The organism is Methylomonas sp. Uni0011, assembly GCF_056850255.1.
Map to the genome: position 1 here is coordinate 38,967 of NZ_JBVVNO010000011.1, position 22,031 is coordinate 60,997.

Below are 22,031 nucleotides of genomic sequence, written 5' to 3' on the forward strand. Positions count from 1 at the left end.
CCGGCGCCCCGGGTTGCGGCATGCGCCGGAGCCCGGTTCCCGTTTTAATATTTTAAAGCTATCGGCCGCCGCCCGGCCGATAGCCTGCCCCCGCTGATCACCCACCGGCCTCTGCAGCCTCGCATATAGCGTTCGAATCGCCAAGCCGCGTAACATCCACCTCTCGGATTCCGCTGCCGCGGCCAAATGCAAAATTCTTACATTTTCTTTACCTCGGTTAACGCCTTTTTTACGGCAATTTTACCGGTCGGTCTTTACCCTATCGCCAATGGCTGCAAAGCCGGCTTAATTCGTGGAGGTAACGATGGACATCCTGTATTTACTGGTAGTAGCGGCCTTCTTTGCCGCCGCCGTCTCGTTAGTGGCCGGCTGCCATGCGCTGAGGAGGCAAGCATGAGCTGGATTTATCTATTGAGCGGCGGGCTTGCCTTGGCCGTGTTCGTCTATCTGCTGGTCGCGCTGTTTTACCCGGAGAAATTCTGATGAGTGGACAAGGTTTTCTGCAAATCGCTATTTATCTGATCGCGCTGATAGCGTTGGTCAAACCGCTGGGTAGTTATATGGCGCGGGTTTACCAAGACGAGTCGGTGGGATTGAACCGCTGGTTCGCCGGGGTCGAGCGGCTGTGTTACCGTCTGAGCGGGGTCGATCCCAACCAAGACATGCGCTGGCAGCAATATGCCTGGGCGGTGCTGGCCTTCAATCTGTTCGGCTTGCTGGCCGTCTATTTGTTGCAACGCTTTCAAGACGTGCTGCCGTTGAATCCGCAAGCCTTGCCGGCGGTGACGCCGGATTCGGCCTTCAATACCGCGGTCAGCTTTGCCACCAATACCAACTGGCAAGGCTACGGCGGGGAAAGCACGATGAGCTACCTGACGCAAATGTTGGGGTTGAGCGTACAAAACTTCCTGTCGGCGGCCAGCGGCATGGCGGTATTGGTCGCTTTGATTCGCGGCTTCGCCCGCCGCAATGCCCAGGGTATCGGCAATTTCTGGGTCGATATGACCCGCAGTACCTTGTATATCCTGCTGCCGTTGTCGTTCGTGTTGGCCCTGGTCCTGGTCGGCCAGGGCGTGGTGCAAACCTTCAACCCGTATCAGACCCTGAATACGCTGCAAGCCGTCAGCTACTCGGCGCCGAAGCTGGATGCGGATGGCACAGCCATGGTCGATGCCGAAGGCAAGCCGGCCAGCGACACCCTGCAGACTCGACAACAAACCCTGGCCTTAGGCCCGGCCGCTTCGCAAATCGCCATCAAGCAACTGGGCACCAACGGCGGCGGCTTCTTCAACGTCAACTCCGCCCATCCGTATGAAAACCCGACACCGCTGTCCAATTTCCTGGAAATGCTGGCGATTCTGTTGCTCCCGGCGGCGCTGTGTTACAGCTTCGGCGTCATGGTCGGCGACACCCGCCAGGGCTGGGCGATTCTGGCGGCGATGACCTTGGTGTTCGTCGCGTTGATCTTTGTCACGGTGCCGGCCGAACAACGCGGCAATCCGGCCCTGACGGCGTTGGGTATCGATCAAAGTATCGGCGCGCAACAAGCTGGCGGCAATATGGAAGGCAAGGAAACCCGCTTCGGCATCGTCAATTCCGGATTGTGGGCGATAGCGACCACCGCCGCGTCCAACGGCTCGGTCAACTCGATGCACGATTCCTACACGCCGCTGGGCGGTTTGGCGCCGATGTGGCTGATGCAACTCGGCGAGGTGATTTTCGGCGGCGTCGGCTCTGGCCTATACGGCATGATCGTGTTTGCCATCGTCGCCGTGTTCATCGCCGGCCTGATGATAGGCCGCACCCCGGAGTACCTGGGCAAAAAGATCGAAGCCTTCGAGATGAAAATGGCCGCCATCGTCATCTTGATCCCGCCCTTGATGGTGCTGGGCGGCACGGCACTAAGTCTGATGCTGGACGCCGGCAAGGCCTCGATCTTCAATCCCGGCGCCCACGGCTTCAGTGAAGTGCTCTACGCCTGGTCGTCGGCCGCCAACAACAACGGCAGCGCCTTTGGCGGCTTGTCGGCCAACGTGCCGTTTTACAACCTCTGGCTTGGTCTGGCGATGTTGTTCTCCCGCTATTGGCTAATGATTCCGGTGCTGGCGATTGCCGGTTCTTTGGCGGCCAAAAAGACGATACCGGTCGGTCCCGGCACGTTGCCGACGCATACACCTTTGTTTGCGGTATTGCTGATCGTCACCGTGCTGATGGTCGGCGCGCTGACTTTCGTGCCGGCACTGGCTTTGGGCCCTATCGTCGAGCAGTTGCAAATGCTCGGTCACCATTAAATTCAGCCATGCGCCGGAAACACCGGTTTTCGCTACCGCTCGAACCGCTTTATTCCGGCCTACAGAGCATTGATAGAGGTAACACTATGACCAGCAAACCCGTTTCAACGTCCTTGATGGACTCGCAAATCCTGCAACAAGCGATTATCGGTGCTTTTGCCAAACTGACGCCACGCCGGCAATGGCAAAATCCGGTGATGTTCGTGGTCTACCTCGGCAGCTTACTGACGACCGTGTTGTGGCTGCAAGCCTGGAACGGCGACGGCGAGGAACCGGCCGGCTTCAGTCTGGCGATTACGCTATGGCTATGGTTTACCGTGCTGTTCGCCAATTTCGCCGAAGCGGTCGCCGAAGGCCGCAGCAAAGCCCAAGCCGCCTTTCTGCGCAGCGCCAAGCGCGACATTGACGCCAAAAAGCTGGATGAAGCGAAATACGGCAGCAACTACAGCAAAGTCGCCGGCTCCAGCTTGCGCAGGGGCGATGTGGTGCTGATCGAAGCCGGCGATTTCGTACCGGGCGACGGCGACGTCATCGAAGGTGTGGCCTCGGTCGACGAAAGCGCCATCACCGGCGAATCGGCGCCGGTGATCCGCGAGTCCGGCGGCGACTTCAGCTCGGTGACCGGCGGCACCCGGGTACTGTCCGACTGGTTGGTGGTGCGGATCTCCACCAACCCCGGCGAAAGCTTTCTGGATCGGATGATCGGCATGGTGGAAGGCGCCAAGCGCCAGAAAACCCCGAACGAAATCGCCCTGACCATCTTGTTGGTGGCGTTGACGCTGGTGTTTTTGATGGCCGTGGTCACCTTGCTGCCGTTCTCCATTTACAGCGTCGAAACCGCCGGCAGCGGCCGCCCGATCAGCGTCACGGTGTTGGTGGCCTTGCTGGTCTGCCTGATCCCAACCACCATCGGCGGCCTGCTGTCGGCCATCGGCGTGGCCGGCATCGGCCGGATGATGCAGAAAAACGTCATCGCCACCTCCGGCCGCGCGGTGGAAGCGGCCGGCGACGTCGATGTGCTGCTGCTGGATAAAACCGGCACCATCACACTGGGCAACCGCCAAGCTTCCGGATTTTTTCCGGTCAAGGGCGTCAAGGAAGCCGTTTTGGCCGACGCCGCGCAACTGGCCTCGCTGGCCGACGAAACCCCGGAAGGCCGGAGCGTGGTGATACTGGCCAAGCAAAAGTACGGTTTGCGCGAACGCGATATCCACTCCCTGGGCGCCACCTTCGTCCATTTCAGCGCCCAAACCCGGATGAGCGGAGTTAATCTCCCCTCTCCCCCTGGGAGAGGGGGCGGGGGTGAGGGTCGGCATATCCGCAAGGGCGCGGCCGACTCCATCCGCCAGCACATCGAAGCCCAAGGCGGCAAATGGCCGGCCGAATTAAAAACCCTGGTCGACGACGTGGCTCGGCGCGGCAGTACGCCGCTGGTGGTCGCGGAAGGCGACAAGGCTCTGGGTGTGATCGAGCTGAAAGATATCGTCAAGGGCGGCATCAAGGAGCGCTTCATCGAACTACGGCAAATGGGCATCAAGACCATCATGATTACCGGCGACAACCGACTGACAGCAGCGGCGATTGCCGCCGAAGCCGGCGTCGACGATTTTCTGGCCGAAGCCACTCCCGAGGCCAAGTTGGCCCTGATCCGCCAACACCAAGCCGACGGCCGCCTAGTGGCGATGACCGGCGACGGCACCAACGACGCCCCGGCCCTGGCGCAAGCCGACGTGGCGGTGGCGATGAACAGCGGCACCCAGGCCGCCAAGGAAGCCGGCAACATGGTCGATCTGGATTCCAATCCGACCAAGCTGATCGAAATCGTCGAAACCGGCAAACAAATGCTGATGACCCGCGGCGCGTTGACCACCTTCAGCATCGCCAACGACGTCGCCAAGTATTTTGCGATCATTCCGGCCGCGTTCGCGACCACCTATCCGGTATTGAACGTGCTGAACGTGATGCGCCTGGCCACGCCGGCCAGTGCCATATTGTCGGCGGTGATATTCAATGCCTTGATCATCATCGCTCTGATTCCGTTGGCCTTGAAAGGCATCAAATACCGTCCGGTCGGCGCCGAGCAACTGCTGCACAACAACTTGCTGGTCTATGGCGTCGGCGGCTTGATCGTGCCGTTCATCGGCATCAAGGCGATCGATCTATTTTTGGTTGCGCTGAATTGGGTGTAAGGAGCGAAAATGTCCAGTTATTTAAGACCCGCAGCGGTGATGCTGCTGTTATTGACCCTGGCCACCGGCGTCGTCTATCCGGCCTTGGTGACCCTAGTCGCCCAAACCGTGTTTCCCGAGCAAGCCAACGGCAGTCTGATCCAAACGGCCCATGGCGAAGTAGTCGGCTCAAACGTGATCGGGCAAAGCTTCAGCGACCCGAAATATTTTTGGAGCCGGCCGTCGGCCACCGCACCCTATCCTTACAACGCCACCGCCTCCAGCGGCTCCAACCTGGGGCCGACCAATCCGGCGTTGCGTGACGCCGTTGCCGCCAGGATTCAGGCATTGAAGGACGCCGATCCCGGTAATAACTTACCGATACCGGTCGACCTGATCACTGCCTCCGCTAGCGGTCTAGACCCGCATATAAGTTCTGCCGCGGCAGAGTATCAAGTCCATCGCATCGCCAAGACGCGTAAACTCGACGAAGCAAAAGTCAGAGACTTGGTCGCAGCCAATACCCAAGGCCGACAATGGGGGATGTTGGGCGAACCGAGGGTCAACGTCTTGCAATTGAATCTGGCGCTGGATGCCGTTAGTTTTCCTGCTCCGAATTAGCTTTCCCGATTCGGCGCGGCCGGCGGCGAAAGCCGGCCATTGCCCAATCGGACATCAATCCGTATCAGGCCGATTGCCCGTAGACCCGCCTGACCGTCCGGTAAAACCAGCGCGGCCGACTCAAGATGATCGCAAAGGCGATTACCGGGGTGACCGGCAGCGGCAGGATATCGACTAAAAACAGCAGGAACAGACCGGCAAAGCTTTTGATGCGGGCCGCGCGGGTTTCGGCAGCGCTCACAAAATCGGCATCGTCGGGATAATCGTAGATACCGCGCACCAAGCGGTGGAACCAATCTGGACGCTTGACCACGACATACATGCCGATCAAGCAACCGGGAGAAATCGGACCGAAACCGATGATTGCGAATATCGCAAAAACGGACAAGGCTTTGAGTTGGGCGGCATTAAGCATGTTGCGGCAGGTTCTGCGGAAAGAGCGCTAAGCATAGCCAATTGGCCGGCTTTAGGTATTGAATAGGTTTACCGGCGCAATACCGGCATTCGCTGTCCGGTTATCGAATCGACTCAGAGAGAAGCGGGCGGCGGCACGGCCGCCGCCCGTTTACCGGACTTAATTCAGCAAATCCAGCGCTTTGGCGGCGGCTTTTTGCTTGGCCTTGCCTTTGGCAGCTTTGACCGCTTCGCCGGCGGATTTGGGTGCGGCATCGGCTTTGCCTTTCAGATTCGCGGCGGCTTCCTTGCCGGCTTTAACGGTTTCCGCGCCCTGTTTGACTTCGGCCGGCACCGCTTGCTCCAGCTTTTGCTGCGCCGCGTCTTTCACCGCTTCCTGGGCCTGGTTTTTCAATGCACCGGGCGCATTTTCGACACCTTGTTTGACTTGCTGAGCCTGCTCCAAGGCTTGGCTGGCCTGCTCCGCCCGTTGCACTGCGCCCGGCGCTACCGCGGCCGCAGTATCTTTTGCCGCCTGTTTCGCCACGCCTTCCAGAACGCCGGTTTCGGCGCAGGCCGCAGATGATGCCAATAGCAACGACCCGATTAAAATAGCTTTGTTTTGCATGTTGTCTCCTTGGTGTTATGTGTTATCGCGGGTCTACGATATCCCATGGAAACTTAACCACAAATTAACCGAGGCGATATTGACGATAGACCGGGATTCAGCCGGCAATCCGCCGCAAGGTTTCCGCCACCAACCTTTGCGCCCGCTGCATGTCGTCGGCCTCGGCGTAGCAACGCAATTCCGGGGCATTGCCGGAAGGCCGCAAATGGACGATGTCGCCGCTAGCGAAGGTCAGGCGCAGACCATCGGTGACATCGCTGTGCACCGGCGCGCCCAAGCTATCACCCCACAGGCCGCGATAGGCGGTGTCGTCGGCTTGCAAGCGGTCCAGTAGCGCTCGGCTGTTGGCCGCCGGAAAATCCTGAATCCGATCGCTGGCGGTAAAACGTTGCGGCAAGCCTTGCAGCAGACCGGACAATTTGCCGCCCTGCCCGCGCGCCATCGCCAATAGTGCCAACGCCGGCAGCAGCGAATCGCGAGTCGGCAACGCGGCCAAGGGTTTGGCGTCGACGCTCAGACCGTTGCCGGCCAAAAAGCCGCCGTTCGCTTCGAAACCCGCCACGCCGCCCGCCGCGACCTGCTCCATGCCGGCGATCACGTAGGGCGAACCGATCCGGGTGCGTATCACTTGCTTGAACCAGCCCGACGCTTCGATCGCGGTATTGCAACTGACCGGTGTGACGACAGTATCGGCGCCCAGGAATTTGGCGCACAGCAAGCCGACGATGTCGCCGCGCAGCCATTCGCCGTGCTCGTCGCCGATCAGCGGCCGGTCGCCGTCGCCGTCGGTGGAAATCAAAGCGTCGAGTTGATATTGCGTCGCCCAGTCGCGGCCGCGCTGCCTGTCCGCTTCGCCGACCGCTTCGGTATCGATCGGCACGAAGGTATCGGTACGCTCCAAACCAATCACCTCGGCGCCCAGTTCGGCCAGCACCTCTTTCAACACATCGCGGGCGGCGCTGGAATGTTCGTAAACACCCACCCGCCAGCCGGTCAGCAAATCTCTAGCAAACAGTTTGGTGTAGCGCTGCCGATACTGGTCCAATGCCGCCGGATTGACGGCCGGCAATTCGGCAGCCACCGCTTCCACTTCGACCGTCGCACCGGTCATCGCCGCCTCGTCGGCCTTGCTGATTTCGCCGTCGGCCCGATAAAACTTGATGCCGTTGCGGTCGAACGGAATATGGCTGCCGGTGACCATGATCGCCGGAATGCCTTCCGCCAGCGCGTACAGAGCCAGCGCCGGGGTCGGCAACACCCCGCAAAAATCCACCTCGCAACCGGACTGGCGGATACCGGCGACGCAGGCTTGGGCAATCTCCGGGCTGGACGGCCTCAGATCCATGCCCAAGGCAATGCGCTGGCCGCGGCGGGCGAGATTCAAGCCTTGAATAAACGCCAAGGTGTAAGCGGCGCAGACCTCGCCGCTCATCTGGCTGACCAGGCCGCGCGCACCGCTGGTGCCGAACGCAACGCCGCTGTCGGCCATCATTTGTTGGATGTTGATTGTCGTCATGGTAGGGATAATGGTTGAAACGGTGAAGGAAAATGGCGGCCGCACCGGCCGCTTAATCTGCCATGATAGATAAAAGCCGGAATTCGGCAAACCGATTCTTGCCGGCGGCTACAAAATCATTGCGGTGTGCAATGCATGCTGCGGATAAAGTCTTGTAAAGTCTGGCCGGGGTCTTCGCTGAAGGCTTCGTCCAGCACCAGCGCGCGCTCGATACGATCCAAGCGGAAGTTGCGAAAATCGCCGCGCAACTCGCACCAGCCGACCAGGGTCCAGACGTTGCCCCAGAAATACAGCCCCAGCGGCCGGATCCGGCGCTGACTGAATTCGCCGTCGCCGCGGCGGTAATCCAGATGCAGCACGCGCTTGGCGTCCAAGGCTTGGCGGCAAATGTCCATCGTGACGTCCAAATCTTCGCGCGGCGAAAACCGCAGCGCGAACAATTTGGAACGGTCCAAACGGTCGCGCAATTCGGCCGGCACCACCGCCGTGACCTTGTCCAACACCGACTGCGCCGACCGACCCAGTTCGGTACCGGCCCAGGTTTTGACCATGCGGGCGCCGACCACCAGCGCCTCCAGTTCGGCGGCGCTGAACATCAACGGCGGAATATCCAGACTGTGACGCAAGGCATAACCGACGCCGGCTTCGCCTTCGATCGGAATCCCGGACAAGCTCAACACCTGGATGTCCCGGTAAATGGTGCGTTCCGACACTTCCAGCCGCTCGGCCAGCGCCTTGGCCGTCACCAGCCGCCGGTTACGCAGAATCTGCACGATCTGAAACAGACGGTCGGCTCTGCGCATCGTGGCTGCCGCTTCGGACTATGCCGGCGAGTAGAGGCCGACTCGATTGCCCTCGCTGTCCAGCACCAGCGCGAAGTAACCGCATTCGCCGTCGTGGATCGGCGTTTTCGGCATCAAGACCTTGCCGCCGGCAGCTTCGACTTTAGCCAAAGGTTGGCTCAGATCTTCGCCGCTGTTGAAATACACCACGGCTCCGGTTGCCGAAGGTTGATAGTGCTCGTTTTTCACCAACATGCCGCTGACCGCGCCGTCTTCGGCTTCGAAAATCGCCAATTGCATGTCGCTCATGTCCTCCAGCTTGAAACTGGTATCCAAGACGCTACGGTAAAAATCCTGGGCGCGGCCGAGGTCGGTTGCAGGCAATTCGAACCAGGTTGCGATATTTTGATTCATGGTGGATTCCTCCATTGGTTTAAAAGAGCCGCCATCCTAAAACAGCCCTCCTGACAGCGTGGTGTCAGCAATGTTTGCCGCTAGCGGCGGCGTCCGCCCAACAAAGAACCTAAAACGCCGCGAATGATTTGCTTGCCGACTTCCTGGCCGATGCTGCGCGCCGCGCTTTTAGCTGCAGCCTCCAGCACGGTTTCGGCCGAACTTCGTCGGCCGCGGCGGGAAGTCGATTTACCGGCCCCGCCGCCCATCAACACCTCGCCCCAATCGAAACCGCTGCCGCCGGTATCGCCACTTCCGGCCGGCCCGGCTTGCTCGGCGCGGCCTTTCAGAATCTCGTAAGCCGATTCCCTGTCGACCTGTTTTTCGTAATGGCCGGCGATCACCGAGTTCGCTATCGTCTCCCGCCGCTCGGCGTCACTGGCCGGCCCGATCCGCGACCTCGGCGGTTTGATCAGGGCCCGCTCGACGATAGCCGGTGTGCCTTTGGCTTCCAGAAACGATACCAACGCTTCGCCGACGCCCAGTTCGCCGATCGCCGCGGTGACGTCCAACTTGGGATTACTTCTGAAGGTTTCGGCAGCGGCCTTGACCGCCTTTTGGTCGCGCGGCGTGAAGGCCCGCAACGCATGCTGCACCCGGTTGCCGAGCTGGCCCAGAATCACGTCCGGAATATCCAGCGGATTCTGGCTGACGAAATAAACACCGACGCCTTTGGAGCGGATCAGGCGCACCACCTGTTCGATTTTTTGCAGCAAGGCCGCCGGGGCATCGTTGAACAGCAAATGCGCCTCGTCGAAGAAAAACACCAGCTTCGGCTTGTCCAGATCGCCGGCTTCCGGCAGGTTTTCGAACAACTCCGACAGCAGCCACAGCAACATCGTGGCGTAAACCCGCGGCGAGTTGTAGAGGGTATCGGCGGCCAGGATATTGATTACGCCGCGGCCGCCTTCGGTTTGCAGCAGATCGTTGAAATCCAGCGCCGGCTCGCCGAACAGTTTTTCGCCGCCTTCGTGTTCCAATTGCAGCAAGCCGCGCTGAATTGCGCCGACGCTGGCCGCCGAGATACTGCCGTACTCTCCGGCCAGCTCGGACGCATGTTCAGAGGCGTACTGCAACATTGTTTTCAGGTCTTTCAAATCCAGCAGCAGCCAGCCGTTGTCGTCGGCGATTTTGAAGGCGGCGGTCAACACACCGCTCTGCACCTCGTTCAGATTCAGCATCCGCGCCAGTAGCAACGGCCCCATCTCCGACACCGTCGAACGCAACGGATGGCCTTTCTCGCCGAACACGTCCCAAAACAACACCGGCGCGGCCGCCGGCTGCAGTTCCGGCAAACCCAATTCGGCCAGACGCGCGTCGACTTTGGCATTGCCGCCGCCCGGCCGGCTCAGCCCGGACAGATCGCCTTTGACGTCGGCCATGAATACCGGCACGCCGATCTCGGAAAAAGCCTCGGCCAGCGTTTGCAAGGTAATGGTCTTGCCGGTGCCGGTGGCGCCGGCAATCAAGCCGTGGCGATTGGCCATGGCCGGCAACAAGTGCAACTCGGCGGTGGCGGATTTGGCGATCAGCAGCGGTTCGGTCATCGAAAATATCCTTGGGGGGTTGGAAAAAGCCGGCCAACGCCGGCGAGTTTTAGAGCAGGCCGGTCAAATCGGTTTCCAGCTCGTCGTAGGCACCGAAGCGGCTCGCACGCAGGATGCCGGCCCTATCGATCAACAGATACGACGGCGTGCCTTGCAGCCGATAGCGCTCGAAGGTTTCCGGACGGAACGGCCGTTGCGCGAAATAGGTCCGCAGCCGGGCGCGGATGGCTTGGCGTTCCACCGGCGGGCGACTCTCGAAATCCGGCAACTGTCGGGCGACGAACGCGTCGATCTCGACTTCGAGATTATCCGCCGATTGCGGCACCAGCCGATCCATCGCCACTGGAAAACTCAAGGAATACGGCAGCCGCTCGCCTTTGAGAAACGCATGCTGCTTCAGCAGCTTTTCGGTTTCGCCGATCACGCGGCCGCTGTCCAGCAACAAACGTAAATTGTCGACCGTGTTTTTATCGAAATCCTCGAACGCAGTGGCCAGGCCCAACACGGTCAAGCCGCGATCCTGGTAGCGCCAATGCAAATCCTCGACCCGCGGCAGGCAATGCAAAAAGCAGCCGGGGCAATTGACCTGGAATACCGCCACCAGCACCACGCGTCCGGCCAGGTCCGCCAGTGGCGTCGGCCGACCTTGCAGCCATTCGCCGATTACCAGCGGCGGTGCCGGATGGCCGATGCGCGCTTCCATCAGGGTCTGCCGGCCGGGATCAATCCCGGAAATTGTTGAATTGCAGCGGTTGTTCCAGATCCTCAGTGCGCAGCATTTGGATCACTTCCTGCAGATCGTCCCTTTTCTTGCCGGTCACGCGCACCTTGTCGCCGTTGATCGCGGCCTGCACTTTCATTTTCTTGTCTTTGATCAGCTTGACGATTTTCTTTGCCAGATCGCTGCCGATGCCTTGCTTCAGGGCAATGGTTTGGTTGGCGGTCTTGCCGGTATCGGTGATTTTTCCGCTCTCCAGCGCCGAAATGTCGATGCCGCGCTTGCTCATCTTGGCGTACAGAATCGGCAGCATTTGCTGCAATTGGAAGGTCGATTCGGCTTTCATCATAATGCCGTCGTCGGTCTGTTCGAAATTGGCATTGGAGCCCTTGAAGTCGAAACGGGTCGAGACTTCCTTGTTGGCTTGATCCACGGCGTTGGTCACTTCGTGGCTATCGAGTTCGGAAACGATGTCGAATGATGGCATAGCATTGATTTACAAGTATAAAAGCCAGGCAATATAACGGCGTTACCGGCATTATTCAACTGCAATCTGAGCAAGGGCGCGGCCTTGTCGGCCATCGGCGAAACGGGTATCTTTAGCCGGCAACGGAGGAGAACCCCATGAAAACACACCCCAAACACCTGATTTTTCCGGTCGCGGCGCTGGCGCTGTTGAGCGGCGCTTTGCTGGCCGGCTGCGGCCAGGAGCAACCCAAGACCATCGTCGCCAAGCCGGCCGGCACCCAAGTTTTACGGGCGGCCAGCCTGACCGGTGCGGTCAGCAACAACAGTGGTCCGATCAAATCCGGCGAGGTCAAATTGCGCTCCGAAGCGGGCAAATTGATCGCCAGCACCGAATTGAACAACAGCCCGCGGTTCGAGATACCAGTGCCGGCCAATACGCCGTTGCCGCTGATTTTGAGTTACGGCGCGGGCACCGACGAACTGGTCAGCGTCATCATCCATCCCGACTCCGGCAAATACGACATCAACCCGACCACGACCGCCATCGCCAAACAGGCCAAGGCCATGGGCGGCTACAGCCATGGCAACATGGTCAGAGCGGCTGAAGAAACCGCGCACGTGCCCGACGCCAACAAGACCACCTCCGGCTTCCGCGGCGACCCGACCACCCAGTACGGCGGTTGGCATTAACAGAAAATCCGACAACAATTTCGCAGTAACGCTCACTAGACCGAGATCGGGGCTCAACCGGTTCAACCGGCAGTCGTCGCCCCCCCACCGGGGCGGCGCGTTCAGCGCATGCCGCCCGTGTATCTAATCAGAAACAATCCCTGACAATCCCGCCAAATTGATCCCGCCGCCGAACTTTCGGCATTCCGAGTCGGCAGCAATATTTCCCTAGCCCTCACGCCAGAATTCGCGGCCCCCCCCGACCCCGCATGGCGAATTTCTTGCCGAAATTGCCGGCTAGCCGGCAATTTATCCATCGAAATAGCGCCGGCCCGAATCTGTAACAAAGTTGTCGCAATTCCGTTTTAACATCCGCCGCGCGAACTCACCGCGCCTTAACCATACCAGGAGTCAGAAACGATGAAGGACATCGACACCAAGGCCAGCTCGCCGGTGATTTTTGTGGCGGTAATTGGCGGTTTTGCCGTTAGGGATTCCATCGGCCGTTATCCGGCGCATCGATTCAAACCTAAGGTCCGGAAGGGCACAGACAAACGCCCATGTCACCCGACTCTGCCAACAATCGACGGCCAATATCAGCATCGCCACCAGAGTCGCTCAAATCGGGCAAATCAACGACCCGCACTATCCAGCCATTGCTGTTTAGGGGCAAAACCAGCGCCTTTCAACGCCTAAGTTAGGCCGGCTGCTGTCCGTTAAACCGCCAAGTATTTTCCAAATTACCGATTGCTATTTTCGCCCATGAACATCAGCCGAATTACCAAGATCGTCAGCCTACTGTTAATCCTTACGCTCAGCGGTTTCACCATTGCCGTAGTGTCCGCGTTGCGCCACTTAAACCAGGCGTTTTCGACCGTCGAATATTTCGGACAACAGCAAAACGGCTTTTACCTGCAGGTCAGCCAGCCGATCTTTGCCTATTTGTCTACCGGCGACGCCACGCTGCTGACCGCGATAGACCACAACGTCCGCCAGACCGTTAACGATGTCGAAGCCAACCCAACAATCGCCGCCCATCTGAAAACGCCGCTTCTTGACCTGCTCCGCAACGTGCAGGAATCGGTGATCGCCGAATTGGCCGCCGCCGGCAAGCTGGCCGACCCGCAACTGCTATTGATCAATAACGAACAACAGCTCGCCGGCCATCTGCAAACCTTGCTCGATTACGCCGAGCGGGCGCCGGCCGAAAACCACACCAAACAGCTTTACTGGGTGACGCTCAGCCAGGCGCAAACCGCTTTGCTGTCGCTGTCCCGAGCTAGGCAAAGTTATTTTGCTTCCCGCGGCAACGGTTCGCCGGACAACGTGCACCACTATCTGCAGCAGCTCATCGCCGTAACGGAACGCATCCAACACCTGCCGTTGCTGGGTTTATTGAAGCCGCAAGCTGCCGATGAACCCGATTTCGGCTTGGCGCTGGCCGGAACAGACCGGCCGGCGGAGGATTTCGCCGCCGAACCGGTGGCCGAAATCGCCGCACTGGCGAAGCGTTACGACAAAGAACTGACCAACGCCAGCCAGTTGATCGCCCAGAAAAAAGCCGGGCAGGACCAGGCGGAACAGCAAATGCATGCGCTGCAGCAACGCCTGGACGGATTACGCAGCGAAATTTCCGCCGAATACCAAGTCTACGAGCGGGTACTGTACGGAATCGTCGGTTTATGTACCGCCGTGCTGGTCGCAATCAGCGGCTTGATGATTTATCTGAAACGCCATCTTGCCGAAGTTATCGGCTATATCAGCGGCCATGTCGACCGTTTGGCCAACGGCAATCTGCGCGGCTCGGTCGACTTAAGCAGCCGGATCGCCGAGATAAACCTGCTGAAAGATTCGCTGCTGAAACTGCACGATTACTTCGAACGGCTAATCCGCAACATCAACCGGGAATCGTCCGAGCTAAACCGGCACGGCCAGAATATCCTGCAGGTTGCCGCAAGCCTGGAAACCATTATCGCCGACCAACGCCTCGCCACCGAGAACGGCGCCCGCCAGATGACCGAACTACACCGTTCGTTTGCCAGCGTTGCCGACCATGCCGCCCATTCGCAAAGCGTGACGGCGTCGGCGCGGGATTTGATCGACCGCGGCCTGTCCACGATGAAACATACCCGTGAGCAAATCGACACGCTGGACCGCTGCAACGAAGCCACCGGCCGCGCATTGGAGCGCTTGCAACGCGATGCGGCGGGCATCGGCAACGTGCTGGATGTGATTCAAGGTTTTAACGAACAAATCAATCTGCTGGCCTTGAATGCGGCTATCGAGGCGGCCAGAGCCGGCCAGCACGGCCGAGGCTTCGCGGTGGTGGCCGACGAAGTGCGCAAGCTGGCGGCGCAAACGGCGGTTTCGGCCGGGCAAATCCGCACCTTGGTCGAGAAGCTGAATGCCGCGACCGCCGACACGGTGGACTTGATGGACGGCCAACAAAGCGCCGCCAAAAATACCGCCGCAGCCGTCGAACAAGTCGGTCAGGTTTTTGCCGGCATCAAAGACTCGGTAGCCAGCCTATTGCAACAAAGCCGAATCATCGCCGAGACCTCGCTACAACAATCCCAAGCCAGCGAACGTATCGCCTCCAGTTTCAACCAGACCGCGGAATTGGCCCGGCAAACCAGCCGCGAAGCCCAAAACAACAAAGCCAGCGCATCGGCCATCACCGGCATCAACCGCAATTTGCGCGATTTAATTGCGCAGTTCAGTATCGGTTGAGCGCATCCGGCGGCCCGAACGGCCGCCACCGGCTTTGCCGGCCACAACGATTTCCTCAAACCGGATTTGTCGCATGTCCGACAAATTCACTGAAATTTATGCGGTTGTTGCCGTAGCCTTCCTGGCCGATAGCAGCGGAAAGCCGCGGCGGACAAGGCCTGCCGCCAAACCGGAAAAATTGGATTGAATTTTGCTTTCCCCCAGTATCCTTTACTATCCTTGATGGGGCGCGACATGTCCAACAGTGTGTTTTCCGAAATTTTAAGCGGCTTGTACGACAACCAAGTCATCCCGTACCTGGGGCCGGGCGTGTTGTTCGACGCTCAAAACAAGCTGACCCGCGAGCCGATGCCGGCCGACAGCGACAGCCTGATTCTGGCAATGAACGGCGGCAAGCCGATGGCTCCCAAGCTGATGTACGAATTTCCGCGGGCCGCAATGAACCAGGAATTGAAACGCGGCCGCAACTTTCTGACTCAATTTCTGAATAAAACCTACGGCGAGGCGCAATACACCCGCGCCGCGCTGCACGATTGGCTGCAGGAATGGCGGCCGAAGTACGTGGTCGATATCAACCGCGACACCCAGTTACAGGACAGTTACGCCGACGAGGAACACACTCTGATCGTCGGCGTTGCCCGCATCGTCGGTACCGCGTTCCGTTTCAGAATTTACCACTACGACGGCAGCGGCTATTTCGAGGTCAGCCAGGAGCAAGTCGACAAAAACCTGCCGGTCCTGTTCAAGCCGATGGGCACACCGAAACCGGAAGCCAACTATATCGCCTCGGATGCCGATTACGTTGATTACATTACCGAATTGATGGGCGGCTTTGCGATTCCGGATTTTCTGAAGGAATACCGCAAAGGCAAAAAGTACCTGCTGATCGGTTTACCGTTGAACCGCGACTCGGAGCGGATGGTGATGAGCGACATCGTTTACGGTGCGACCGAGCCGAAAGGCTGGTTTTTGCGCAAAAATCCGACCGATAAGGAAAAACGTTTCAGCGAACGGATGGGCTTCGAACTGATCAACGCCGACGTCCAAGACTTCCTGCAATCGGTGCAAGCCGCGGCCGTCGCCGCCTGATCGCCGATTCGGCGCTGGCGGCGCGGATCGAGCGCCGCCGCTAGCCCGGTACCGGCATCGCCGCCAGCAACGGCGGTTTGAAATCGAAGCCGAAATGTTTCGGGTCTTCGCCGATCACGGCCGCGGAGACGATGTAAAACACATAATCGTAAGTCTCGGCCGGAATCTCGTATTGCTGGATGAATTTCCAGAAGTTCTTGTCGCGCGGATTGTCCGGCATGTTTTCCACCATGCTGCGCACTTTGTTGTGGCCGTAGTTATAACTGGCCATCACCAACAAGCCGGAAGCCTGGGCCTGGGTGCCGTAGATGTACTTCAAGTACTTGGCACCGGCGCGGGTTGCCTGGTTGAAATCGAAACGGGCGTCCTGCTCGTCGTAATCGCGGGTATTGGCCAACGGCCCCGGCGCCAAGCCGTAATCCTGGCCGGTGGTCGCCAGAAACTGCCAGGCGCCCTTGGCGATGCCGAAGCGGGTTTCCGGACCGACGGCTTTGCTGTCGTAATTGCTTTCCTGTAGCGGCAGATAGAGGAAGTAAGCCGGCAAGCCTTCTTTTTCCAGTTCGCTCAGCACGATAGGCGCATATTGGTTGGCTTCCAGGTTACGAATCGCCAATTGCAGGCGGGAACTGTTTTTCCAGTTGTCGATGTACTGCTTGACCTTGGCGACGAACTCTTCCGGCACCTCCAGTTCGCTTTCGCCGAAACCGCGCGCCACCCGCGTCACCAGTTCCCGCTCGTACTCCTCGTCGCTCGGAAAACTCAGCCGCAGAAAGTCGATTTGTTGCAGATAGACCTGGTATTTGACTTTCATCGCTTTCAAGCGCTCGCGCTCTTCGGCCAGACGTTTCTTTTCCTGTTGGATCCGCAATTGCTCTTCCTTGATCCTTTCCTGCGACACCCGCATCTTTTCGTCGTTGACCGCGGCCAGGGTTTGCGCCAAGGTCTCCGCGCTTTGCTCCAGCCGAATATCGGCTTGCGACAGGCTGACTTCCAGCGTTTTGATGTCGTAGAACATGTTGATCGCCAGCGTCCGGGCGTTGTCCAGCGCAAACCGCTGATACACCGCCAAACCGGCCACCAGCACCAACAATCCGGCCAGCGACCAGATCCATTTTTTGTAACTTTTGGTGCGGACGGTGCGGTCCTCGCGGATGAAACCGCGCACCATCCGGGTGTAGTCGCCCATGTCTTCCGACTCCTGCTCGGACAACAGCCGGTTTTTGATTTGCTCGGGCGTTAATTGCGGGCGGGATTGGCTATGCTGCTGCGGTTGCGGCTCGACTTGGGCGATTGCTGCGGCGCCGGGTTGCGGCAAGATCGGTTTTTGCTGGGCGGCGGGGTCGCTGAGTTTCAAAACGAACGCCGCCGGGCCGAAACCGACCGTCGCCGGCAAAGCCAATTTGAGCTTGCCCGAAACCCGCAGCCCCTCCAGAAAGACGCCGTGGCTGCTGTTCATATCGCACAGCCACCAGGCGCCGCCGCTGAATTTGATTTCGCAATGGTGCCGGCTGACCGAGGGGTCCTGGATCACCACCTCGTTGTCGGCGGAACGGCCGACGCGAAAATCCTTGGCAAAGGTAAAATCGGCAACGGCGCGGCCGGAAGCATCCAATAAACTGACGACCAGCCTGCTGGCGCCGACCAGCAAAGTCCGGTCCGAATCGGCCTGCGCGGCCCCCGGCTTCGCATTCATCAGTACGGTTTTATCCTCTTCCATCGCTACCTCGTGACCGCCGTCGTCGAAAATTCCGGCAAAGAGTAGCCGATTTCTGCAGCCAACACAGCGCCCGCTACGCCGAAAACGGCCGCAATCCTGAGTCAACCGACGATAGAGGTGCCTTTGATCTGGGCAAACACCGGCATCCCCGGTCGCAGGTTCAACAACGCCGCCGATTTTTGGGTGATGTGGGACAGCAGAATTTCGCCTCCGGCCGCCAATTGCACAACGCTTTGGCCCTGGCCCAGATCCGCGACCGCGCGTACTTCGGCCGGCAATATATTCAAGATGCTGGAAGCCTGCGGCGGTTGCAGCGCAATGCTGACGTCGCGCGCATAAATTCTGATCCGTACCGGGCTGCCCGGCGCGGCATCCAGGTAGGGCAGACTGAGATTGCCGCCGGCAAATTCGGCATGACTGAGATGGTAATCGGCTTCGTGGCTCACTAGCCGGCCCTGCCAGACGCTGGCCGCCATCCGGTCCGCGGCCAGCGGCCCGTCCAGCCGGGTCAATGTCTCGGCCAGCGGTCCGCAGGCCACGGCTTTACCGGCCGCCATCACCAGCAAGTGGTCGGCCAGCCGATTGACCTCGTGCCGGGAATGGGTGACGTACAGAATCGGAATCCGCAGGTTTTGCTGCAGGCCGGTCAGATAGGGCAAAAACTCCTGCTTGCGTTCTTCGTCCAATGCCGCGAGCGGTTCGTCCATCAACAGGATATCCGGACTGGCCGCCAAGGCGCGGGCGATCGCCACCCGCTGCCGCTCGCCGCCGGACAGGCGCCCCGGCATGCGCGCCAGCAACGGCGCAATCGCCAATAATTCGATGGCCTGCTCCAGCGAAATTTTGCCTTCCCGGCAACGCATGCGCCGGACCGCATAATCCAGATTGCCGCGCACGCTCAGATGCGGAAACAAATTGGCATCCTGGAACACATAACCCAGGTTGCGCCGGTGGGTCGGCAGAAACAGGCCACGCTCGCTGTCCTGCCACAAGGTATCGCCGACACGCAGATAACCCTGCGGCGCCTGCTCCAAACCGGCGATACAGCGCAGCAACGTGGTTTTGCCCGACCCGGAATGGCCGTAGAACACGGTCACGCCGGCCGCCGGCAAATTCAAGTCCACATCCAACGCGAATCCGCCGTAGTTGAGTTGGAAACGAGCGATCAATTCGGACGCGTTCATTTGGCGGACTGACTCAAAGGCTGGGTATGTTTAGTACTGTACAAAACCAACAACACCAGAAACGAAAAGATCAACAAACCGCCGGCCAGCCAATGGGCTTGGCCGTACTCCAGGGCCTCGACATGATTGTAGATCTGTACCGACGCCACTCGGGTTTTATCCGGAATATTGCCGCCGACCATCAGCACCACGCCGAATTCGCCGACAGTATGGGTGAAGCCGAGTATGCCGGCGGTCAGGAACCCCGATTTGGCCAGCGGCAACGCCACCGAGAAAAACCGGTCCAGCGGTCCGGCGCCGGCAGTCGCAGCGGCTTCCAACGGACCGTTGCCGATGGCGACAAAGGTATTCTGCAAGGGCTGCACCACAAACGGCAGCGAATACAACACCGATGCCGTGACCAAGCCGCCGAAGCTGAACGGCAACGTGCCGAATCCAAGCCACTGGGTGAATTTGCCGACGACGCCGGCCGGCCCCATCAATATCAACAGGTAAAACCCCAGCACGGTGGGCGGCAACACTAAAGGCAAGGCAACGAGACTGTTGACGACACCCTTCCACCGCGAAGGGCTACGCGCCAGCCACCAGGCCAATGGCGTACCGACCAACAACAGCAGTAAGGTGGCAAGCCAGGCGACCTTAAAAGTCAGCCACAGCGCGGCGTAATCGGAAGAATCGGGCATTGGTAAAAGAATCGAGTCAGGATGGGGCTTATTCTCGCCAAATCACAGGCAACAAAGCCAGAAAATAGTTAAGGCGGACTGTCGCGCAAGGCGACAACGGCGCCGATGTCGGGATCGCTGGCCAATCTCCCGGCATCGGCGCCTGATTGCAGTATGTTACTTGATCAAAGCCTGCAGCCGACTCTCGACCTTGGCCGCTACCAGACTATCGTAGTGGCGTTGCAGCATCGAATCGGTCGGCCGCGGAAACAAAGCCGCTTCGATCTCGCTTTGCAATTGCGCGAGAAAATGCCTTCTCAGAATCGAATCCTCCGGCACCACCGGCGCAGTCTTGCCGCTATCGGCAAACGGCTTGTCGGCGTCGGTCTGCTTCGCTTTGGCGTAAGCCGACAAAAAACAACCCAACGGTGCAAAGGCGCATGCCGCGACGATCACCATGATCAAACCAACCAGAACAACTTCGCTCATCTCATCACCTCGAAGATATCGCCATAAACACAATGGCGGCAGGCGCTGGCACTCGCCTGTCGCCCTTTTGAAAGCCCAGTGGTTTTCGATGATTTCTCTGCAATATCAATGCCATGGACATAACCTTACGAAACACAAGGTCTAATGCGGATTTGTCGGCGAGACTGGAATGATTAGCGGAATATTTCAGTGCAGATTTACGACAAGCCGACACCAAAACCTGGAGATTGTGGCCGATCCGACAACCGCGCCGTCATGCGGCGGGCAGCTTTTTCACGATTTGCGGTTTGAAACACAGGTGCAGCAATAACAGATTCTGGCAACGGTGGATTAGCGCAAAACCACTTAGCAGGCTGATTAAGGCAATTTCGGGAAGATATTCGGTGTTGTCCGACGAAGGCAGCCAAGCCTGGGCCAACCCAACCCCGCTTAGCATTAACAGTAGCGGCGCCAAATACAAAACCAGAGACGTCAACAACAAATGGCCGTTGTCGATCGCAACCACGACCCGGTCTCCTGCTTGCAGCGCGATATCGGAATCGACCGCAAATTCGCGTTTAGGCAAGACTTTCGCCAACGTCGCAGTGCCGCAGGACGGCTGTTGCATACAGCCGCTGCAGGCACTGCTTTGCAGGCTTTTGATCCAGGTTCGGCCGTCTGTGCCGATGCGGGTGACGACGGCCGCTTCTTCGATCATGGCAAGCTCAAACTAGGCCCAAGCCGACGCGATCGATTCCAGCCAGGCGTTCAAGCGACCTTCGCTGAGTTCCTTTTGGTTGTCTTCGTCCAAAGCCAAACCAACAAACTGATCGCCCAATAGTGCCTTGGATTTTTTGAAGTTGTAACCTTCCGGGCTGGTCATGCCGACGATGGTGGCGCCGGCATCGGCAAAGGCGTCGTACAAAAAGCCCAGCGCGTCGACGAAATGGCCGGGATAACCTTCCTGGTCGCCTAGCCCATACAGGGCGACGGTTTTACCGGAGAAGTCGGCGCCACCCAGGGTTGGCAGGAACTCTTCCCAACTCTCGTTATCATGGCCGGCGCTCAAGCCCGGCAATTCTCCCTCGCCATAGGTCGGCGAGCCGACGATCAACACATCGTAGGCCAACAGATCGTCGACGCTGGCTTTATTAATGTTGACCGGTTTGTCCGCGACATCGCCCAATTTAGTGGCGATCGCCTTTGCGAATTTGCGGGTGTTACCGGTATCTGTGCCAAAGAAAATGCCTACTTTTGCCATAGTGCTTACTCCGTGTTATCCAAAAATTAAAGCTGAATCTGCAACAAACCGGGGTTGGCAGCCGGTTGTTGTGCGGCCCATTCGGCCGGGGTATGGGTTTTCAAGGTCACGGCATGCAGCCGGCCGTTCGCCAGCGGCTCGCTCAGCGTCGCCATCACCCCCTGGTGTTGTTTGATCATGGTTTGGCCGGCGAAAGCCTCGCTGACCACGCTGATACTCAAATCGCAGCCGACGCCTTCGATACCGATGGTTGCTCCCGGATACTCGGCCAAAATCAGCGCCTCCACTTCGGAATGAGTGATGGTTTGGCTCGGTTCTGCTCCGGCGGCAGGCTGAACGGCGGTTTGCAGCAACGGCAACAGGCTGCCGTCCTTATGCATCGCCTCGACGATATCGGCCCCGCCGACCAGCTCGCCTTTGACGAACAATTGCGGAAAAGTCGGCCAGCGCGAAATCGACGGCAATTTCTCGCGGATGAACGGCGATTGCAGCACGTTGACGTAGGCGTAAGGAATCTTGGTTTCGTTCAGTATCCCCACCGCCTTGGCGGAAAACCCGCACTCCGGCGCGCTGGGCACGCCTTTCATATAAATAATCACCGGGTTCTCGGCGAGCTGTTTTAGGATTTTTTCTTTGACGCTCATAGTGGGTTCCGCAATTCAATAT

The 22,031-nt window shown here is 59.0% G+C and carries 23 protein-coding genes; 8 read left to right on the forward strand and 15 right to left on the reverse strand.

All coding sequences use genetic code 11. From position 1 onward, the window contains the following. Positions 1-393: 393 nt before the first annotated feature. From AC0IM9_RS13425 to kdpC, 4 genes are all read left to right on the forward strand, one after another. A complete protein-coding gene (locus AC0IM9_RS13425; protein ID WP_140911723.1) occupies positions 394-483 on the forward strand; it encodes a potassium-transporting ATPase subunit F in 90 nt (29 codons plus the stop codon). After that, entirely contained in the window at positions 483-2,291 is a 1,809-nt protein-coding gene (kdpA, locus tag AC0IM9_RS13430) for a potassium-transporting ATPase subunit KdpA (RefSeq protein WP_482804339.1), read from the forward strand. Before AC0IM9_RS13425 ends, kdpA begins: the two co-directional genes overlap by 1 nt. An 86-nt stretch (positions 2,292-2,377) precedes the next feature. Further along, positions 2,378-4,480 carry a potassium-transporting ATPase subunit KdpB gene (kdpB, locus tag AC0IM9_RS13435; RefSeq protein ID WP_482804340.1) on the forward strand — a complete coding sequence of 701 codons (2,103 nt, stop codon included), beginning with the start codon at positions 2,378-2,380 and terminating at the stop codon, positions 4,478-4,480. Positions 4,481-4,489: 9 nt separating this feature from the next. Beyond that, a complete protein-coding gene (kdpC, locus tag AC0IM9_RS13440) occupies positions 4,490-5,080 on the forward strand; it encodes a potassium-transporting ATPase subunit KdpC (protein WP_482804341.1) in 591 nt (196 codons plus the stop codon). A 64-nt stretch (positions 5,081-5,144) separates the two neighbouring features. Here kdpC and AC0IM9_RS13445 read toward each other — a convergent pair whose 3' ends face one another. The 8 genes from AC0IM9_RS13445 to AC0IM9_RS13480 all read right to left on the reverse strand — a co-directional run bounded on the left by AC0IM9_RS13445 (position 5,145) and on the right by AC0IM9_RS13480 (position 11,604). Next, positions 5,145-5,495 carry a hypothetical protein gene (locus AC0IM9_RS13445; protein WP_445371453.1) on the reverse strand — a complete coding sequence of 117 codons (351 nt, stop codon included), beginning with the start codon at positions 5,493-5,495 and terminating at the stop codon, positions 5,145-5,147. Between the two features lie 159 nt (positions 5,496-5,654). Next, on the reverse strand, positions 5,655-6,101 hold the full coding sequence (locus tag AC0IM9_RS13450; RefSeq protein ID WP_482804342.1) for a hypothetical protein: 447 nt from the start codon (positions 6,099-6,101) through the stop codon (positions 5,655-5,657). Between the two features lie 97 nt (positions 6,102-6,198). Continuing rightward, positions 6,199-7,617 (reverse strand): phosphomannomutase, encoded by a 1,419-nt coding sequence (locus tag AC0IM9_RS13455; protein WP_482804343.1) that lies wholly within the window; start codon positions 7,615-7,617, stop codon positions 6,199-6,201. A 116-nt stretch (positions 7,618-7,733) separates the two neighbouring features. Further along, positions 7,734-8,420 (reverse strand): helix-turn-helix transcriptional regulator, encoded by a 687-nt coding sequence (locus AC0IM9_RS13460; protein WP_140911717.1) that lies wholly within the window; start codon positions 8,418-8,420, stop codon positions 7,734-7,736. Between the two features lie 18 nt (positions 8,421-8,438). Then, positions 8,439-8,813 carry a VOC family protein gene (locus AC0IM9_RS13465; protein WP_482804344.1) on the reverse strand — a complete coding sequence of 125 codons (375 nt, stop codon included), beginning with the start codon at positions 8,811-8,813 and terminating at the stop codon, positions 8,439-8,441. A gap of 80 nt (positions 8,814-8,893) precedes the next feature. Next, positions 8,894-10,399: a helicase HerA-like domain-containing protein gene (locus tag AC0IM9_RS13470; RefSeq protein WP_482804345.1), complete on the reverse strand. Its 1,506-nt coding sequence runs from the start codon at positions 10,397-10,399 to the stop codon at positions 8,894-8,896. 49 nt (positions 10,400-10,448) lie between these two features. Next, positions 10,449-11,102, reverse strand: a complete 654-nt coding sequence (locus tag AC0IM9_RS13475) for a TlpA disulfide reductase family protein (protein WP_482804346.1) — start codon at positions 11,100-11,102, stop codon at positions 10,449-10,451. Positions 11,103-11,121: 19 nt separating this feature from the next. Continuing rightward, positions 11,122-11,604 (reverse strand): YajQ family cyclic di-GMP-binding protein, encoded by a 483-nt coding sequence (locus tag AC0IM9_RS13480; RefSeq protein ID WP_482804347.1) that lies wholly within the window; start codon positions 11,602-11,604, stop codon positions 11,122-11,124. A 137-nt stretch (positions 11,605-11,741) separates the two neighbouring features. On the opposite strand from AC0IM9_RS13480, the gene AC0IM9_RS13485 reads away from it, so the two are divergent. From AC0IM9_RS13485 to AC0IM9_RS13500, 4 genes are all read left to right on the forward strand, one after another. Beyond that, positions 11,742-12,275 (forward strand): hypothetical protein, encoded by a 534-nt coding sequence (locus AC0IM9_RS13485; protein WP_482804348.1) that lies wholly within the window; start codon positions 11,742-11,744, stop codon positions 12,273-12,275. Positions 12,276-12,674: 399 nt separating this feature from the next. Then, the gene (locus AC0IM9_RS13490; protein ID WP_140911711.1) at positions 12,675-12,950 is read left to right on the forward strand and encodes a hypothetical protein; all 276 of its coding nucleotides are present in this window, start codon (positions 12,675-12,677) and stop codon (positions 12,948-12,950) included. A 66-nt stretch (positions 12,951-13,016) separates the two neighbouring features. Then, a complete protein-coding gene (locus AC0IM9_RS13495) occupies positions 13,017-14,984 on the forward strand; it encodes a methyl-accepting chemotaxis protein (RefSeq protein WP_482804349.1) in 1,968 nt (655 codons plus the stop codon). Positions 14,985-15,218: 234 nt separating this feature from the next. Next, positions 15,219-16,073, forward strand: coding sequence for an SIR2 family protein (locus tag AC0IM9_RS13500; protein ID WP_278210827.1), 855 nt, complete (start codon positions 15,219-15,221; stop codon positions 16,071-16,073). Between the two features lie 40 nt (positions 16,074-16,113). On the opposite strand, the gene AC0IM9_RS13505 is transcribed toward AC0IM9_RS13500, so the two are convergent. From AC0IM9_RS13505 to grxD, 7 genes are all read right to left on the reverse strand, one after another. After that, complete coding sequence (locus tag AC0IM9_RS13505) at positions 16,114-17,790, reverse strand: FHA domain-containing protein (protein ID WP_482804350.1); 1,677 nt, start codon at positions 17,788-17,790, stop codon at positions 16,114-16,116. Positions 17,791-17,891: 101 nt separating this feature from the next. Further along, positions 17,892-18,974: a molybdenum ABC transporter ATP-binding protein gene (gene modC / locus AC0IM9_RS13510; RefSeq protein WP_278210824.1), complete on the reverse strand. Its 1,083-nt coding sequence runs from the start codon at positions 18,972-18,974 to the stop codon at positions 17,892-17,894. Next, positions 18,971-19,657: a molybdate ABC transporter permease subunit gene (modB, locus tag AC0IM9_RS13515; protein ID WP_482804351.1), complete on the reverse strand. Its 687-nt coding sequence runs from the start codon at positions 19,655-19,657 to the stop codon at positions 18,971-18,973. Before modB ends, modC begins: the two co-directional genes overlap by 4 nt. 156 nt (positions 19,658-19,813) lie before the next feature. Next, complete coding sequence (locus AC0IM9_RS13520; protein ID WP_140911705.1) at positions 19,814-20,125, reverse strand: hypothetical protein; 312 nt, start codon at positions 20,123-20,125, stop codon at positions 19,814-19,816. A gap of 253 nt (positions 20,126-20,378) precedes the next feature. Next, positions 20,379-20,822 (reverse strand): SoxR reducing system RseC family protein, encoded by a 444-nt coding sequence (locus AC0IM9_RS13525; RefSeq protein ID WP_482804352.1) that lies wholly within the window; start codon positions 20,820-20,822, stop codon positions 20,379-20,381. 12 nt (positions 20,823-20,834) lie between these two features. Further along, complete coding sequence (locus AC0IM9_RS13530; protein WP_278210820.1) at positions 20,835-21,365, reverse strand: flavodoxin; 531 nt, start codon at positions 21,363-21,365, stop codon at positions 20,835-20,837. A 26-nt stretch (positions 21,366-21,391) separates the two neighbouring features. Then, positions 21,392-22,009, reverse strand: coding sequence for a Grx4 family monothiol glutaredoxin (gene grxD, locus AC0IM9_RS13535; RefSeq protein ID WP_140911702.1), 618 nt, complete (start codon positions 22,007-22,009; stop codon positions 21,392-21,394). Between the last annotated feature and the right edge of the window lie 22 nt (positions 22,010-22,031).